At 67.1% G+C, this 16,869-nt stretch carries 14 protein-coding genes and 2 pseudogenes; 6 read left to right on the top strand and 10 right to left on the bottom strand.

Translation table 11 applies throughout. The annotated features are described in order from the left end of the window. The first annotated feature begins 308 nt into the window (after positions 1-308). A complete protein-coding gene (locus tag G3N94_RS42710) occupies positions 309-800 on the top strand; it encodes a hypothetical protein (protein WP_241022197.1) in 492 nt (163 codons plus the stop codon). Then, positions 797-1,171: a HepT-like ribonuclease domain-containing protein gene (locus tag G3N94_RS32780; protein ID WP_205797734.1), complete on the top strand. Its 375-nt coding sequence runs from the start codon at positions 797-799 to the stop codon at positions 1,169-1,171. Before G3N94_RS42710 ends, G3N94_RS32780 begins: the two co-directional genes overlap by 4 nt. Positions 1,172-1,212: 41 nt before the next feature. Here G3N94_RS32780 and G3N94_RS32775 read toward each other — a convergent pair whose 3' ends face one another. Next, on the bottom strand, positions 1,213-2,706 hold the full coding sequence (locus tag G3N94_RS32775; RefSeq protein ID WP_205797732.1) for an aldehyde dehydrogenase: 1,494 nt from the start codon (positions 2,704-2,706) through the stop codon (positions 1,213-1,215). A 53-nt stretch (positions 2,707-2,759) separates the two neighbouring features. On the opposite strand from G3N94_RS32775, the pseudogene G3N94_RS32770 reads away from it, so the two are divergent. After that, positions 2,760-3,719: pseudogene (locus G3N94_RS32770) on the top strand (RNA-guided endonuclease TnpB family protein); the annotation flags it as partial. A 28-nt stretch (positions 3,720-3,747) separates the two neighbouring features. On the opposite strand, the gene G3N94_RS32765 reads toward G3N94_RS32770, so the two are convergent. From G3N94_RS32765 to G3N94_RS32730, 8 genes and pseudogenes are all read right to left on the bottom strand, one after another. After that, complete coding sequence (locus G3N94_RS32765) at positions 3,748-5,166, bottom strand: amidase family protein (protein ID WP_205797730.1); 1,419 nt, start codon at positions 5,164-5,166, stop codon at positions 3,748-3,750. Positions 5,167-5,230: 64 nt separating this feature from the next. Further along, a complete protein-coding gene (locus tag G3N94_RS32760; protein WP_205797728.1) occupies positions 5,231-5,611 on the bottom strand; it encodes a cupin domain-containing protein in 381 nt (126 codons plus the stop codon). 73 nt (positions 5,612-5,684) lie between these two features. After that, the gene (locus G3N94_RS32755) at positions 5,685-6,977 is read right to left on the bottom strand and encodes an FAD-binding oxidoreductase (RefSeq protein WP_205797726.1); all 1,293 of its coding nucleotides are present in this window, start codon (positions 6,975-6,977) and stop codon (positions 5,685-5,687) included. Positions 6,978-7,034: 57 nt separating this feature from the next. After that, positions 7,035-8,615, bottom strand: coding sequence for a DUF3138 family protein (locus tag G3N94_RS32750; RefSeq protein WP_205797724.1), 1,581 nt, complete (start codon positions 8,613-8,615; stop codon positions 7,035-7,037). A 39-nt stretch (positions 8,616-8,654) separates the two neighbouring features. Further along, positions 8,655-9,599 carry an ABC transporter permease subunit gene (locus G3N94_RS32745; RefSeq protein ID WP_241022196.1) on the bottom strand — a complete coding sequence of 315 codons (945 nt, stop codon included), beginning with the start codon at positions 9,597-9,599 and terminating at the stop codon, positions 8,655-8,657. Further along, positions 9,596-10,588 (bottom strand): ABC transporter permease subunit, encoded by a 993-nt coding sequence (locus G3N94_RS32740; protein WP_205797722.1) that lies wholly within the window; start codon positions 10,586-10,588, stop codon positions 9,596-9,598. Before G3N94_RS32740 ends, G3N94_RS32745 begins: the two co-directional genes overlap by 4 nt. A gap of 10 nt (positions 10,589-10,598) precedes the next feature. Next, positions 10,599-11,687, bottom strand: a pseudogene (gene potA / locus G3N94_RS32735) (polyamine ABC transporter ATP-binding protein); the annotation flags it as partial. 83 nt (positions 11,688-11,770) lie between these two features. After that, on the bottom strand, positions 11,771-12,892 hold the full coding sequence (locus tag G3N94_RS32730; RefSeq protein WP_205797720.1) for a polyamine ABC transporter substrate-binding protein: 1,122 nt from the start codon (positions 12,890-12,892) through the stop codon (positions 11,771-11,773). A gap of 241 nt (positions 12,893-13,133) precedes the next feature. Here G3N94_RS32730 and G3N94_RS32725 point away from each other — a divergent pair, with 241 nt between their 5' ends. Together G3N94_RS32725 and G3N94_RS32720 are read left to right on the top strand one after the other, a co-directional pair. Continuing rightward, positions 13,134-13,976 carry a helix-turn-helix transcriptional regulator gene (locus G3N94_RS32725; protein ID WP_205797718.1) on the top strand — a complete coding sequence of 281 codons (843 nt, stop codon included), beginning with the start codon at positions 13,134-13,136 and terminating at the stop codon, positions 13,974-13,976. 127 nt (positions 13,977-14,103) lie between these two features. Continuing rightward, the gene (locus G3N94_RS32720; protein WP_205797716.1) at positions 14,104-14,769 is read left to right on the top strand and encodes a pyridoxamine 5'-phosphate oxidase family protein; all 666 of its coding nucleotides are present in this window, start codon (positions 14,104-14,106) and stop codon (positions 14,767-14,769) included. Positions 14,770-14,804: 35 nt separating this feature from the next. On the opposite strand, the gene G3N94_RS32715 is transcribed toward G3N94_RS32720, so the two are convergent. Next, complete coding sequence (locus G3N94_RS32715; protein ID WP_205797714.1) at positions 14,805-16,016, bottom strand: MFS transporter; 1,212 nt, start codon at positions 16,014-16,016, stop codon at positions 14,805-14,807. A gap of 59 nt (positions 16,017-16,075) precedes the next feature. Between G3N94_RS32715 and G3N94_RS32710 the strand changes: the two genes are divergently transcribed. Beyond that, positions 16,076-16,869, top strand: a 794-nt coding sequence (locus tag G3N94_RS32710; RefSeq protein WP_205797712.1) for a cupin domain-containing protein, incomplete at its 3' end; no start/stop codon positions are given.

The raw sequence follows: 16,869 nt of genomic DNA, 5'->3' as shown, positions 1-16,869 counted from the left end.
GCCGACGGCAAGCGACAGCCGGCCGAAGAAGGACAGGTTGGATTCGGGCATGTGGCTTGGACTCCTGTGGGCTCGCGACGCAGCGAGCAAGCTTGTTTGGGCGGCAGGCGCCGGGCGCGCGGACCTCGCGCAGCGCTGGCCTGGCCTGCCATTCCGGCCCCCTCGCGGGAGCGCAAAACCCGTATTTTGCCCTGTGGCGGCCGATCGGTGCCGAAGTTGGGGGACAGAACAGCCGGCGGGGACGAAAAAAGGAGTTGCCCGAACACCATAGAAATGCGTCGGGGCTTAGCAATCCGTAGCGAAATCCAATGCATGCTGCAGCGCGATGCAACCGGGATGCAGCCGTGCCGCACGGGACGGCTCGGGCACGGATCGACGGGAACGGCGACCGGACCTGGCCATTCGGCGGACTGGTCGCGGCGGTTGCAGACGGGCAGAATCGAATCATCCGAACAAACCTGACGGCACCTGAAATGTTCGACGGAAAAACCCAGATGGGAGGCGTGATGCCCGATCCCGCCGCATCTTTGCGCCAGCACGCTTCCGCGATCCGCGAGATCGTGTCGGCGCACCATTTCACGAACCCGCGCGTCGTGGACTACGACGACCCGGATTACGATGTGACGCTCCTGCTTGAATCGGTCGGGGATGTGTCGCTCTTCGACATAGGCCGCGTGATGACCGACATCGAGGAGAAGCTCGCGCTAAAGGCATTCGTCATCACGGACAAGGATTACGATGCCACGGTGAAGCGTCGCAATGTCCGCCCGCCGACAAGTCCGCTGCCGGAGAGCGAATGAGGGCAGGTGTCGAGCTTTGCCATGACATCCTGTTCTCCGTCGAATGCATCGCGCAGCACCTTGGATCGTTGATGGTACGCGGGTTCGCCAGCTTCAGGCAGAAGGAACGGGACGCCGCCTGCTACCGTCTGCTGATCATTGGCGAAGCTGCCAAGCGACTGATCACGCGTCACCCGGAAGGTATCGAGTACGTATCGACCGGGGAATACGATCTGCTCGCCAACCTGACGCAGGCTGCCAGGATGCGTGACCGGATGATCCACTGCTTCTGGGACACCGATCACGACAAGGTGTTTGTGACAATCCGTGACGATTTGCCCAAGCTCAAGGACTCCATCCATCGTCTCGGCGCGACGCTGGCGCGGTGCTGACCGGGCGGCCGGCCTCCAGCGAGGCCGGCCGCCCCACACCCCTAGCGCAACCGGATGACCGTCGACTTCAGCTCCGTATATTTCTCCAGCGCATGCAGCGACTTGTCGCGGCCGTTGCCCGACTGCTTGTAGCCGCCGAACGGGAAGCTCATGTCGTCGCCGCCGTCGCCGTAGCAGTTCACCCACACGGTCCCGGCCCGCAGCCGCCGCGCAACCTCGTGCGCCGTCGTCAGATCGCCCGACCACACCGCCGCCGCGAGCCCGTATTCGGTGTCGTTCGCGATCCGCACCGCTTCGTCGACGTCGTCGAACGCGATCACCGAAAGAACGGGCCCGAAGATTTCCTCGCGAGCCACCTTCGCGTCCGGCGCGACCTCGAACACGGTCGGCTCGACATAGAAGCCGCCGGTTTCCTCCCGGACCCGCGCGCCGCCCGTCACGAGCCTGCCCTCTTCACGTCCCGCTTCGATATACCCCATCACGCGGTCGAGCTGGATGTGATCGACGATCGCCCCCATCGTCACCGACGGATCGAGCGGATGCCCGGGCGCGTACGCACGCGCGGCCGCAACCAGCTTCTCGATGAATGCGTCCTTGATGTCGCGATGTACGAGCAGCCGCGAGCCCGCCGTACACACCTCGCCCATGTTGAAGAAGATCGCGTCGGCGGCCGCCTTTGCCGCGCGATCGAGATCGGGGCAATCGCGCAGCACGATGTTCGGCGACTTGCCGCCCAGCTCGAGCCACACGCGTTTCAGGTTCGATTGCGCGGCGCACGCCATGATCTGCTGCCCCGTGCGCGTCGACCCCGTGAACGCGATGCAGTCGACGTCGCGATGCAACGCGAGCAGCCTGCCCGGCTCGGCACCGCCCGGCACGACGTTGAACACGCCGGGCGGCACGCCTGCGTCGTGCGCGAGCCGCGCGACCCGCAGCGCGGTCAGCGGCGATTTTTCCGACGGCTTGAGCACCACGCTGTTGCCGGCGGCAAGTGCCGGCGCGAACTTCCACGCGGCCATCAGCAGCGGGAAATTCCACGGCACCACCGCGGCGACGACGCCCACCGGCTCGCGCGTCACGAGCCCGACCAGATGCCGATCGGCCGGCGCGACTTCGCCGCCGGTCTTGTCGATCGCTTCCGCATACCATTCGACGCAGTGCGCGGCCGCCGGAATGTCGATCGCCGTCGTGTCGCCGATCGGCTTGCCCGCATCGAGCGTCTCGAGCAGCGCCAGCTCGTCGCGGTGCTCGCGCATCAGCGCGGCCCAGCGCTGCAGCACGGCCTTGCGATCGCGCGGGTTCATGCCGGCCCAGACGCCGGCGTCGAACGCGCGGCGGGCGGCCGCGACGGCCGCGTCGACGTCGGCCTCGCCGCAATCAGCGACCCGCGCGAGCACGCGGCCATCGATCGGGCTCACGCACGCGAAGGTCCGGTCGTTTCGCGAGCTGCACGGCGCGCCGTCGATGAAGGCGCGCCCGTCGATTTCGAGCGACGCGGCACCGGCCTGCCAATCTGCAAACGTTCTGTCGTTCATCAGTTGCTCCAAGAAACCCCACCATTCATGGCGGGGAGGAAAGGTTCGCTCTTGACACGCAGAAGCACGCGCTCAAGTGGAACAAGAAGTGGCCGACGGGTTTCGACCTGAATGTGCTGACGACCGGCAGCAGTAAGGAACTCGGCATCCACTCCGGCACGATCAATGCGACATGTGAGCAATACGCGAAGTCGCGCAGCCAACACCGTCGCCCTTACCTGCGCTATCGCGGCAGGAAATCCCTGCGCTGGGTGCCGCTGAAGGGCCGCGACCTGAAACGCGAGGGCGACGCGTTCCGCTTCGCCGGCAACACCTTCCGCGTGTTCAGTAGCCGCCCGCTTCCCGAAGGCAAGATCAAGGACGGAACCAACTTCGCACAGGACGCGCGCGGCAACTGGTTCCTTAACATCGTGATCGAGCTGCCCGATGTTCAGGCGCGCCCGATCCGTTCCTGCGTCGGCATCGATCTCGGCCTGAAAGACTTCGCAACACTTTCGACCGGCGAGAAGCTGCCGAATGATCAGTTCGGCCGGCGCACGGCCGACAAGCTGGCGATGGCGCAGCGGGCGCGCAAGCACAAGCGGCATCTCGCGAAGCTGCACGCCCGGGTGGCAAATGCCCGCGCCGATTTCCAGCACAAGCTCGCGCTCAATCTGGTGCGGCGCTTCGATTACATCGCGGTCGGCAACGTGTCGGCTGCGAAACTTGCCAGAACCAGGCTGGCGAAGAGCGTCTACGACGCAGCCTGGTCGTCCTTCCGGGACAAGCTCCGTTACAAGGCGATGGCGCACGGAGCCACGTTCGTGGAAGTGGACGAAAGTGGTTCGACCCAGTCCTGTTCGTCGTGCGGGTCGAAAGACAGCACGACGCGGCCGAAAGGTATCGCAGGACTGCGAATAAGAGCATGGACCTGCAGTAACTGTGGTGTCGAGCATGATCGTGATACCAATGCTGCGGTAAACATTCTCCGATGCGGACGTGCATCGCCAGTTGTGGGAATCTCCCGCCTTTAGGCGGAAGAGGACGTCAAGACGTGTCGTATCACGACGCTGCGGTAACAGGATCCATCGGCGTCAGCACGCCCGCGCGCGCTTCGATCGCCTCGCCCGCGGCAAGGCACAGCGCCTCCTGGAAGCGTCCGGCGACGAGCTGCACGCCCGTCGGCACGCCATCCCGCACGCCGGTCGGCACCGACAGCCCCGGCAGCCCGAGCAGCGCGGTCGCAAGCAGCGGCCCCTGCATGTCGAGGATCCGACGCACCGCAGCGTCGCCGTGCTGGTCCGCGTCGATCGCGAACGGCTGCGCGCACGACACGGGCATCAGCAGCAGCGGATAGCGCTCGAAGAACTGCTGCCAGCCCCGCAGCAATCCGGTCCGCCGCGCGAGGCCGTTGATGTAGCCGGCCATGTCGAGCGGCGCAGCCAGGCTGCGCTGGCTCGCGAACGCGGTCCGGATCGCGGCGTCGCCGCGCTGCATGATCACGTCGCCGAGCCCGCTGCACGCTTCGTTGGTCACGAGGTCCAGCCACAGCGCACAGGCTTCGTCGAACCGCGGCGGCACCGCTTCCTCGACGATGCAGCCCGCGTCTTCGAGCCAGCGCGCGGCCTGCCGGATCGCGTCGACGACCACCGCGTCGGAACGAACGCCCGGCAGTTCCGCACACACCGCGACGCGCGCGGGGAACGGCGCAACACGGCCGACCGGCGCGACCGGCATCCACCATGCGTCGCGCGCGTCGCCGCCCGCCATCGCGTCCAGCGCGATCCGCAGGTCGCCGACCGTTCTCGCGAGCGGCCCCTGCACCGACGCGAGCTGCACCGCGAGCGTCCGGTCCTTCGCCTGCGTCGGGTTGTACGCGGGCACGCGCCCGCTGCTCGGCCGCAGTCCGGCGACGCCACACGCGTAGGCCGGATAGCGGATCGAGCCGCCGAGATCGTTGCCGTGCGCGATCGCGCCGATCCCGGCAGCGACAGCAGCCGCCGCGCCGCCGCTCGAGCCGCCCGGCGTCAGCAGCGGGTTCCACGGATTCGCGGTGCGGCCATGCAGGTCGTTGTCGGTGAACCAGCGATACGAAAACGCCGGCGCATTGCTGCGCCCGATCACGATCGCGCCGGCCTTGCGCAGGTTCGCGACGACCGGGCTGTCGTCATGCGCGAGCAGATCCCTGAACGCGGTCACGCCGTTCGTCGTCGCGCACCCTGCCGTGTCGACATTGATCTTCACCGTCACCGGCACGCCGTGCAGCGGACCGGCCGGCTCGCCACGCGCGAGCGCCGCGTCGGCTTGTTCCGCTTCCCGCAATGCGCTGTCGGCGAGCACGTCGACGATCGCGTTGATCGCGGGGTTCACCTGCTCGAGCCGCTGCAGGCAGCTCCGCGTGAGTTCCGTCGACGACACGTCGTGCCGCACGACGCGCTCGACCATTTCTACCGCGCTCAGCCGCCACAATTCCTGGGTCATGGGTTGTTCCTCATGGGTTGCTCGTCATTGATCTCGATGATTGACCTGCCGGACCGAACCGGCGCTACGCGCGCGACGGCTCGGCCTGCGGCGCATGCGACGCGTAGATCTTGCGGCACGCTTCGACCACTTCCCACGTGCCGCGAAAGCCCGTCGGAATCACGAAGCGATCGCCGGCGCGCAGCACGCGCTCGTTTCCGTCGACGTCGCGCACGATCGCGACGCCGCTCAGCATTTCACAGTACTCGGATTCGTCGTATTCGATGGTCCAGCGGCCGGGCGTGCATTCCCAGATGCCGCAACTGAACTGTCCGCACGGGCTGATGTAGTGACGCGTGAGCGTCTGCAGCGGATTGCCGGCCAGCAGCAGCCCGCGCGGCACGCGGCTCTGGATCAGCTCCGCCGGGTCCTCGATCAGGTCGACGAGATTCGTGATGTCCGTCATGTACGCCTCCAGCGTATGCAAGGTTCAATATGATTCGGGTATCGCGCGGCCCGGGCAACCGGCCCGCGCAGGTTCAACGCGCATCCATCAGCCGGTACCACGCCATCGCGAGCGTCAGCATCGGCGTGCGCAGCAGGGGCCCGCCCGGGAAATCGCGATGGCGGATCCTGCCGAACAGGTCGAAGCGGCCGGCCTGCGCATCGATCGCTTCCGCGATCAGCCGGCCCGCGAGCCCGGTCACATTGACGCCGTGTCCGGAGAACCCTTGCGCGAAGTACACGGTCGGCTCGAGCCGGCCGAAATGCGGCGCGCGATTCATCGTCGAGTCGATGACGCCGCCCCACGCATGGTCGATCCGCGCGTCGGCGAGCTGCGGAAACGTCTTCAGCATGTCGCGTCGCATCGCGGCGGCGAGATCGCGCGGCGTACGCGTCGAGCTGCTCGCCTTGCCGCCCCACAGCATCCGGCCGTCCTTCGACAGCCGGAAATAGTCGAGCGCCGCGTTGCTGTCGCAGATCGCCGCGCCGGCCGGCATCGTGCCGGCCGCGCGCGCGTCGCCGAGCGGCTCGGTCGCGATCAGGTACGTCGTCACCGGCATGATCTTGCGCGCGAGCGACGGCGCGAGCCGGCCGAGATACGCGTTGCCGGCGAGCACGACGTAGCGCGCATCAACGTGTCCGCGCGCGCACGTCACCTGATGACCGAGTGCGGTCTTGCGGATCGCGTGCGCACGCGTGTCCTCGTGGATAAACACGCCCGCTTCGCGCGCCGCGCGCGCGACACCGAGCGTGTAGTTGAGCGGATGCAGATGGCCGCTGCCTGCGTGGTAGAGACCGCCGATGTACCGGTCCGACGCGACGAAGCGATGCATGTCGTGACGCTCGACGTACTCGTACCCGCGATAGCCGAAGCGCGATGCGGCCGTATCGCGCCATGCGCGCAGTGCATCGACGTGGCGCGGCTTGTTCGCGGCGGTCAGGTAGCCGAACGTCAGGTCGCAATCGATCCGGTGCGTGGCCACCCGCTCCCGGACGATGTCGACCGACTCGAGCCCCATCGCCCATATGCGCCGCACGTCCTCCTCGGGCATGTATGGCGAGAACGTATCGATGTCGCAGGCGTAGCCGGCGATCAGCTGGCCGCCGTTGCGCCCGCTCGCGCCCCAGCCGATCTTCGACGCCTCGACGAGCACGACCGAATGGCCGCGTTGCGCGAGCTCGAGCGCGGCGGACAGGCCCGTGAGCCCGCCGCCGATCACGCAGACGTCGGCGGAAACCGCCGCGTCGAGCGGCGGGTGATAAGCGTGGTCATTCGCGGTCGCCGCGTAGTACGACGGAACGTGTGGCTGGTTTTCGAACTTGAGCATGGTCAGGATTCGCGAGCGGCGCCGGTCCGGCTGAAGCGGCCCGACGCCGGCATCGCATCAGAACGAGTAGATGAGTTGCGTCGCAAGCAGGTCGTTCGACTTCGCATACGACCCGTCGTGACGCAGGAAGACCTTGTTGCTCGCCCAGTCGTGGCGATACTCGACCTTCACCGTGACTTGCTGCGTCGGGTAGAACAGCAGGTCGAACGCGGCGGCCTGCCGGGTCGCCCCCTTGCATTCGAAGCCGACGCCGCCATTCGCTTTCGACATCGCGAGGCAGTCGGCGTCGATGCCGAAGCCGTTGTTCGGATCCATTCCGTTGCCGTTCAGGCCGATCGACGAACCGCCGCCGCCGTTCTTGCGGTTGACGAGCAGGTCGTAGCGCAGCGTCGCGCCCATGCGCCCGACCACCGGCAGGTTGAACTTGCGATGCGCGAGCAGCGACAGCCCGAACCACTGCGCGAGCCCGCCATTGAACGCGCCGTGCTGCTGCTGGCCGTAGTCGAACTCCGCGTTGTACTGCGCATCGGCGAGCGTATAGGTCGCGTCCGCTTCGGCGAAGAAGAATCCGCCGTACCCGCTCGGCGCATTGCCGCCGAGGCCGTACCGGACGTTGCCGGTCGCCGGATCGACTGCGCTCGGCAGCGTCTGGCGGCCGATCGCGATCGAGCCGCCGACATCGAGCGCGCTGCCGTGCAGGTAGTCGACGCGCGCGGTGAAGGTCGGCACCTTGTTGCTCGTCGTGATCGGATCGCCGAACGCGTTCGTGCCGGTCTGCGTGACCGCGCCCGCGCTGCGGAACTGCTCGTTGCCAACGAAGAACTTCCATGCCCAGTGGCCGTCCGCGCTCTGGTAGTTGACGCCTGCGCCGATCGACGAGCCCGGATCGGAGAAGTCGTACAGCAGGTTGTGCGTCAGCGTGAGCATCTGGCTCGACTGCTGGTACTCGTAGCCGCCGAAGCCCGTCACGAGCCCGCCGACGATCGCGGTCGTGCCGGACAGCGGCACCGTGAGGACCGCCGTGTTCACGATGTCGAGGCCGCTCGCGCCGCTCCCCGTCATCATCGACAGGCCCGCGCCGCGATTCGGCATCAGCGTGATTTCCGCGGACGGCGCGGTCGGGCCGACGCCGAAGGTCTTCTTGATGTCGAGAAACACGTCGCCGAACGTGCTGTTGTAGTACGTGTACGCGCTCTCATGGTTCGCGAACAGGAACGACGACGTGCCGGCACCGCGGTTATACAGGTAGGTCGGATCGAGATAGCCAGTGATCGACAGCCCCGCGATCGGGCCCGTGCGGGCCGCGTCGGTCAGCGCATCGACCTTCAGCTGCTGGTTCGCGACCTGTTGCTTCATCTCGGTGAGATCGTCGTTGGTCAGCACCGCCTGCGCCTGGCCGTAGCCCGGCGAAGACGGATCGGCAGCGGCGGCGGCCGGCATCCCGCTGGTGGCCACGCGCGCCTGCGTGGCCACCGTCGCGTCCGGCTTCGCGGCGAGCTGCGACTGCAGCGCCTTCATCTGCTTCTGCAGCGCGGCGACCTGCGCCTGCAGCGCGCTGATCTGCTCGCCGGTCGGGCTCGCCGCGGCCAAAGCGGGCAGCGTCCCGGCCACCAGCGCACAGAGGAATCTCTTTTTCATGGGAAGTCTCCTGGTCGTTCGTCACGTCTTGTCGTTTTGTTACTTCGAAGGTTGCGGTGCGCGGTCGGCTTGAACGGCCGGGTTCGCGCGGTACGCGTGCTCTGGCACGGCGGCGGCGGCCCGTTCATCGGCCGGATCGGCCGGATCGGACGATGCGAGCCACGCGCGCATATCGCGCGCCTGCCGGCGCTCGCGGGCCAGCATCACGCGGTTCACGACGACGACGCCGATCGTCACGACAGTGATGAACATCGTTGCGAGCGCATTCATTTCAGGATTGAGGCCGAGGCGCACGCGCGAGAACACGACGAGCGGCAGCGTCGTCGAGCCGGGGCCGGACAGGAACGCGGACAGGATCACGTCGTCGATCGACACGGTGAACGCAAGCAGCCAGCCCGACACGAGCGCCTGCGCGATCAGCGGCAGCGTGATCACGAAGAACACCTTCCACGGCTTCGCGCCGAGATCGAGTGCCGCTTCCTCGATCGAGCGGTCGAGCTCCTTCACGCGCGACTGCACGATCACCGCGACGAACGACAGGCACAGCATCACGTGGCCGATCCAGATCGTCAGCAGGCCACGCCCCGCGGGCCAGCCGAACAGCTGCTGCATCGCGACGAACAGCAGCAGCAGCGAGATCCCCTGGATCACTTCGGGAATCACGAGCGGCGCGTTGATCATCGCCGCGTAGAACGTGAAGCCGCGAAAGCGCCCCATTCGGGCGAGCACGAAGCCGGCCCAGGTGCCGATCGCGACCGACGCGGTCGCGGTCAGCAGCGCGATCTTCAGCGACAGCCACGCGGCCGTCAGCAGCTCGTCGTCGTGCCACAGCGCCGCGTACCACTTCATCGAGAAGCCCGACCAGACGGTCACGAGCTTCGATTCGTTGAACGAGTACACGACGAGGCTGATGATCGGGATGTACAGGAACAGAAAGCCCGCGGTCAGCACGGATGCGGACAGGATGCGATTCGACCGGGTCATTTGCGGCCCTCCCCGTCGGCCTGGTAGTGATGGAGCGCCGCCATCGGCACGAGCAGCAGCAACACCATCGTCACCGTCACCGCGGACGCCATCGGCCAGTCCATGTTGTTGAAGAACTCGTCCCACATCACGCGGCCGAGCATCAGCGTGTTTGCACCGCCGAGCAGCTCGGGAATCACGTACTCGCCGACCGCCGGGATGAACACCAGCAGGCTGCCCGCGATGATCCCGTTCTTTGACAGCGGCAACGTGATGCGCCAGAACGCGGACCACGGTGTCGCGCCGAGGTCGTACGCGGCTTCGAGCAGCGTCAGGTCCATCTTCACGAGATGCGCGTACAGCGGCATCACCATGAACGGCAGGTACGAATAGACCATCCCGATGTAGACGCCCGTGTCGGTGTGGTAGAGCCGCAGCGGCGCAGCGATCAGGCCGAGCGCGGACAGCGCATGGTTCAGCAGGCCGTCGTCCTTCATGATGCCGACCCACGCGTACACGCGGATCAGGAACGACGTCCAGAACGGCAGCATCACGCCCATCATCAGCAGGTTGCGGCGCGCCGGCGCCGAGCGCGCGATGAAGTACGCGATCGGATAGCCGAACAGCAGGCACATCAGCGTCGAGCGCGACGCCATCTTCAGCGAGCTGACGTAGGTGTTCAGGTAGAGGTCGTCGCTCAGCAGCAGCGCGTAGTGCTTCAGCGACAACACGACCTGCACCATGCCGGATTCCATCCGTGCCAGCGGCGTATAGGGAGGAATGCCAAGTATCAAGTCAGCGAAGCTGATCTTCAGAACGAGCACGAACGGCAGCGCGAAGAAGACCGTCAGCCACAGGAACGGCACGCCGATCGCGATGCTGCGGCCGGTCGGCAAAAAGCGCGACAGCGACGCGAAGCGGCTTGCGCGCGCAGGGGCCGCGGTCGCGGCCACGGCGCCGGTCGATACTGACGTGGGCGGCGCGGACGGAGTGGAGGCAGGGGTTCTCATCGTGTCGGCCTCATTGCGTCAGCACCACGCCGCTCGCCGGCGACCAGGACACGAACACGTCGTCGTTGTACGCAGGCGCACCGTCATGCATCAGGTGCGAGCTGGACAGGTTCGACACGACCTTCTTGCCGCTCGGCAGGCGCACGTGGTACAGCGAGTAGCTGCCCATGTACGCGATGTCGGTGACGACGCCGCGCGCCCAGTTGTGCTGCGAGTTCGGTTTGTCGCGCGACACGTGGATGCGTTCCGGGCGCACCGAGATGCCGACCGGCATCCCGAGCGGGCCCGTGACGCCGTGATTCACATACATCCGCGTTTCGAGGTCGTCACTCTCGACGAAGATGTGGTCCGGTTCGTCCTCGACCACGCGCCCTTCGAACAGGTTCGTCGAGCCGATGAACTCGGCCGAGAAGCGGCTGTTCGGGTATTCGTACACCTCGCCGGGCGAGCCGATCTGCACGATCTTGCCTTCGCTCATCACCGCGAGGCGGCTCGCCATCGTCATCGCCTCTTCCTGGTCGTGCGTGACCATCACGCAGGTCACGTCGACCTTCTCGATGATGTTCACGAGCTCGAGCTGGGTCTTCTGGCGAATCTTCTTGTCGAGTGCGGACATCGGCTCGTCGAGCAGCAGCAGCTTCGGGCGCTTGACGAGCGAACGTGCAAGCGCGACGCGCTGCTGCTGGCCGCCGGAGAGCTGCTGCGGCTTGCGCTTCGCGTACTTGCTCATCTGCACCAAAGCGAGCGCATCGGCGACGCGCTCCTTGATCTCGTGCTTCGGCGTGCCTTCCTGCTTCAGGCCGAACGCGACGTTCGACTCGACCGACATGTGCGGGAACAGCGCGTACGACTGGAACATCATGTTCACCGGACGGCGATACGGCGGCAGCGACGCGAGATCCTCGCCGTCGACGTAGATCTTGCCCGAGGTGGCCGTCTCGAGGCCGGCGAGCATGCGCAGCAACGTGGACTTGCCGCAGCCCGAGCTGCCGAGCAGCGCGAACAGCTCGTTTTTCGCGATCGTCAGGTTCACGTTGTCGACGGCGGTGCTGTCGCCGAATTTCTTCACGACGTTTTCGATGCGCACGAACGCGTCGTGCGCGCGCCGGCTGTCGTGGCTATCGTGGCGGACGCCGGCCGCAGCCGGCGTGTCGAGCTGGATGTGGTTCATGACCCGGCTCCTCAACCGCCGGACTTCAGCTGCAGCCACAGGCGGTTCTGCATTCGCGCGATCTCCGCGCTGCGCGGCATCGCCAGCGCCGTCTTCGCAAGCATGCTGTCGGACAGGTAGACGTTCGGGTCCTGCGCGATCGCCGGCGTGACGAACGCCCGCGCAGCCTTGTTCGCGCTCGGATAGAAGATCTCGTTCGTGATGGCCGCATTGGCCTTCGGATCCTCGATGTAGTTGATCCACTTCAGCGCCGCTTCCGGATGCGGCGCATCCTTCGGGATCGCCATCACGTCGAACCACAGCAGGCCGCCTTCCTTCGGATTCACGTAGCGGATCTCGTACGCGCGCTTTGCGTCGAGCGTGCGCCGGCGCGCGACGCTGACGTCGCCCGACCAGCCGAGCGCGACGCAGACGTCGTTGTTCGCAAGATCGTCCGCGTAGCCGGCCGAGCTGAACTGCGTGACGTACGGACGGATCTTCTTCAGCACGTCGTATGCGGCCTGGTAGTCGGACGGGTTCTTGCTGTTCGGATCCTTGCCGAGGTACTGCAGCGCGGCCGCGAACGCGGCGTCCGGCGCATCGAGCAGCGATACGCCGCAGCCCTTCAGCTTCGACACGATCGCCGGGTCGAACAGCAATGCCCAGCTGTCGGTCGGCGCGCTGTCGCCGAGCCGCTTCCTGACCGCATCGACGTTCAAGCCGATGCCCGTCGTGCCCCACGCCCACGGCACGCCGTACTGGTTGCCGGGATCGGCCTTTGCGATCATCTTCATCAGCGCCGGGTCGAGGTTCGCGAGGTTCGGCAGCTTCGACTTGTCGAGCTTCTGGTACACGCCGGCCTGGATCTGCTGCGCGAGATAGTTCGACGTCGGCACGACGATGTCGTAGCCCGAGCTGCCGGCCAGCAGCTTGGTCTGCAGCGTGTCGTCGCTGTCATAGCTGTCGTAGCGGACCTTGACGCTGGTCAGCTTCTCGAAGTTCGGCACCGTGTCCTTCGCGACATACTCGGACCAGTTGTAGACGTTCAGATTGGTGTCACCGGCACTGGCCGGCTGGCTTGCCGCGAACGCGAGGCCGGCCGATGCAGCGAGCACGGTGCGGATCACCGCGCAGCGACGAAAACGGGCACGCATGGACATTCTCCTGGTGGGGTGAACCGGCCGCTCCGCACGATGCGGATGCCGCCGGCAAGCTAGGTCGTAAGTGGTTTCAGCGTGTGAGTTACTTTAGGGATCGCGGTGCGCACCGTCTGTCCCGGAAAGGAAGGACAAACGCCGTCGTCGCCGACGGCCGTTTGGGTGGATTCCCGTGTAGGCACGTGAAATTTTTCGTGATACCTGTAGCGCCACCCGAACTTCGCCCGATACCGACGTGATGAATGCCGCGCCCGCCTCCCCCGATCTCCAGCTCAGTCAGGTCGCGTTCGTGACGGAGACGCTTGGCCACGTCGCGCAGGCGGTCGGCACGCCGCAGTTCATGCAGGCCGTGTACGAGAGCCTCGTGCGCTATGCGGACTTCGACGCCGTGCACCTCGATTACGAACGGCTTGCGCCACCCGGGCAGCGCAGCGTCGGGTGGATCGGGAGTTTCGGCAGCCAACCCGAACTCGTGTCGCAGGTGATGCGCCACTACTACCGCAGCTACGCGAGCGACGATGCGACGTACGACAGCATCAGCGGCGAGCGCGACGTGCAGCTGCTCCAGGTCTCCGCGCAGAAGGTCGCAAGCGAGCTTCGTCAGCAGTTCTTCGATATCGGGGACATCCACGACGAGTGCGTGGTCGCGGGCGTGACGAACGGCACGCGCTATTCGATCTCGATGGCGCGCTCGCGGCGACTGCCGCCGTTCTCGCTGAAGGAGCTGAGCCTGCTGAAGCAACTTGCGCATGTCGTGCTGCCGCTTGCAGCGGCGCACAAGCGGCTGCTCGGCTCGATCTCGCTCGAGGACGGCGGCCAGGACATGTCGGACAACAACCTGCTCGCGCAGTGGCTGCCGAATGCACAGGGCAAGCTGACTTCGCGCGAGATGCACGTATGCTCGTCGTTCATCCAGGGCATGACGACGCCGGCGATCGCGCAATCGATGGGGCTCAAGCCGTCGACGGTCGATACCTATGCGAAGCGCGCGTTCGCGAAGCTCGGGGTCGAGTCGCGGCGGCAGCTGATGGCGCTCGTGTTGAAAAGTGCGCCGCCGAGGGCCCGCGGCGGCGATGTGTAGCAATACCGTTCGCGTCGATCATCGGCGCGATCGTGGCTCCAGCAATGCGATAAACCGTGGGTCTAAACTTGGGGCCACGCATGTCGTAACGTGTGCGTCTTCACGAACATCGACGAGACGCTCCACCATGACCGACACCGCAACGACACCCCCGTCCCCACGCACCCGCGTGCGCCGCATCGCGGCGCTCGGCCGCTACGATCAGGCGACGCTCCATGCGATCGTCGACGCGGCCTACATGTGCCACATCGCGTTCGCGGACGAACAGGGCATGCACTGCATTCCGACCGCATGCTGGCGCGACGGCGATCATCTGTACATCCACGGCTCCAACGGCAGCCGCATGCTGCAGGTAGCGGCGAGCGGTGCGCAGGTGTGCGTGTCCATCACGCATCTGGACGGGCTGGTGCTCGCGCGTGCGGCGTTCGAGCATGCGATGAACTATCGCTCCGCGACGATCTACGGCGTGTTCGAGACGGTGGCTGAATCGGCGAAGGCCGCGGCACTCGATGCGTTCATGGAGCGCATCGCGCCCGGGCGCTCACGCGAAGCGCGGCCCGGCAACGCAAACGAGCTGGCCGCGACCACCGTGCTGCGCATCCCGCTGACGGAGGCCGCGTGCAAGGCGCGCGCCGCCGGCCCCGACGATGCGGATTCCGACATGTCGCGCCCCGTGTGGGCCGGCGTGCTGCCAATGGCGCTGCAGCCCGGGACGCCCGTTGCCGACGCCGCGCCGGGTGGCACCCCCGAGTACGTGCAGCACTGGGCCGCACTCGCGCGTCAGCCGCGATAGCAGCATGACGCGATCCGTCGGCGCGGAATGCACCGCTATGACGCCGCGCCCGAGCGCGTCGGCACCCCCGACACGATCGTCGCGACCGCGACGGCCAGCACGACCGCCGCGCCGATGAACACGCCCGCCGCGCCGTTCGCGTCGAACACGACGCCGCCCGCCGCCGCACCGGTCGCGATCGCGAGCTGGACCGCCGCGACGATCAGGCCGCCCGCGCTCTCGGCCTCGTCCGGCACCGTGCGGGTGACCCACGTCGACCACGCGACCGGCACGCCGCCGAACGCCATCCCCCACAAGGCGACCAGTACCGCGTCGATCACCGGCGCACGCCCGAGCGCGACCAGCGCGACGCCGAGCACGACCATCGACGCGGGCATCGCGATCAGCATCGGCCGCAGCCGGTGCTCGAGCACGCGGCCCGCGAGCGACGTGCCGACGAAGTTCGCGACGCCGTAGCCGAGCAGGATCGCCGACAGCCCGTTCACGCCGACGCCCGCGACCTGCTCCAGGAACGGCCGCAGATACGTGAAGAACGCGAAATGCCCGGTGAACACGAGCGTCGTCGCGAACATCCCGAGGCCGACCGTCGGCCGCCGCAGCACGTCGACCAGCGTGCGCAGCCGTGTCGTGCCGGACGGCGCCATGCGCGGCAGCGTCGCGACCTGCGACGCGAACGCGACGACGCCGAGCACGGCCGCGATCAGGAACACGTTGCGCCAGCCGATCAGGTGACCGAAGTAACTGCCGAGCGGCGCGGCGGCGATCGTCGCGACGGCCACGCCGCTGAAGATGATCGACAGCGCGCGCGGCACCATCGCCGTCGGCACGAGCCGCATCGCCGTGGCGGTCGACATCGTCCAGAAGCCGCCGAGCGCGATGCCGAGCAGCACGCGGCCGATCAGGATCGTCGTCAGGTCCGTCGCGAACGCGACGGCGAGGTTCGACACGATCAGCAGCAGCGAGAACGCGAGCAGCACGCGCCGCCGGTCGATCGTGCGCGTCGCGGCGGCGATCAGCAGGCTCGTCACGAGCGCGACCGTCGCGGTTGCCGTGACAGCCTGCCCCGCGACGCCCTCCGTCACGCCGAGGCTGTCGGCCATCGGCGTGAGCAGGCTCGCGGGCAGGAATTCCGCGGTGACGAGCCCGAACACGCCTAGCGTCATCGCGAACACCGCGCCCCACGCGGGCTCGCGCGCGGTGGCCGCCGTGCCGGCGGCCTCGATGCAGGGATTGATTCGTTGTTCCATTCCGATAGGGAAAAAGTGCCAGTGACAGCGCATCGTAAGGGACGACATCAGGACGGTCTATGACATACAATCCGCAAATCTTGATCAATCGTCCGGAACCGATGGCCGATCCGCTCTCCCCCGCCACCCCCGACACCGTGCACGACCTCGTCAGCGAGTTGCTGCTCGGGATGCGCCTGAGCGGTGTCGAATACCGCCGCATCCAGGTCGCGCGGCCGTTCGGCGTGCGCTTCGACAACGCGCCGGGCCGCGCGCAGTTCCACTTCGTCGGACGCGGGCCCGTGCTGCTGCGCGATGCCGACGGCGCGACGGTGCGGCTCGAAGCCGGCGACGCGATCCTGCTGCCGCACGGCGGCGTGCATGCGCTCGTATCCGATCCGGATGCGTCGTGCCGCGCGATCGACGGCTTCGCTGCCGCGAAGCTGTGCGCGACGGTCGCGTCGGTCGCGTCGGTTGCTTCGGTTACGTCAGTCGAGACGGCGAAGCACGCGTGCGCTGGCGCCGCCGCTGACGCCGACGACGCGCTGATCTTCAGCGGCTGCATGGAACTCGACCTCGGCAGCATGCAGCCGCTCGTCACGACGATGCCGCCGGTGATGCACGTCGGCACGCTGCTCGCTCGTTATCCGGAGATCCGGCCGATGCTCGACGCGATGGAGCGCGAGTCCTGCACCGCGCGCGCGGGCTTCGCGGGCATCCTCGCACGGCTCGCGGATGTCGTCGCCGCGTTCATCGTGCGCGGCTGGGTCGAGTGCGGGTGCGGCGCTGCGACGGGCTGGGTGCAGGCGCTGCGCGAGCCGAAGCTCGGCCGCGCGATCGTCGCGCTGCATCGCGACCCGGGCCGCAACTGGAA

Source organism: Burkholderia sp. Ac-20353 (assembly GCF_017104785.1).
In the GTDB taxonomy this organism is placed as follows: Bacteria; Pseudomonadota; Gammaproteobacteria; order Burkholderiales; family Burkholderiaceae; genus Burkholderia.
Note: the sequence above shows the minus strand (reverse complement) of the source record. Positions and strands in the feature narration are given on the sequence as shown.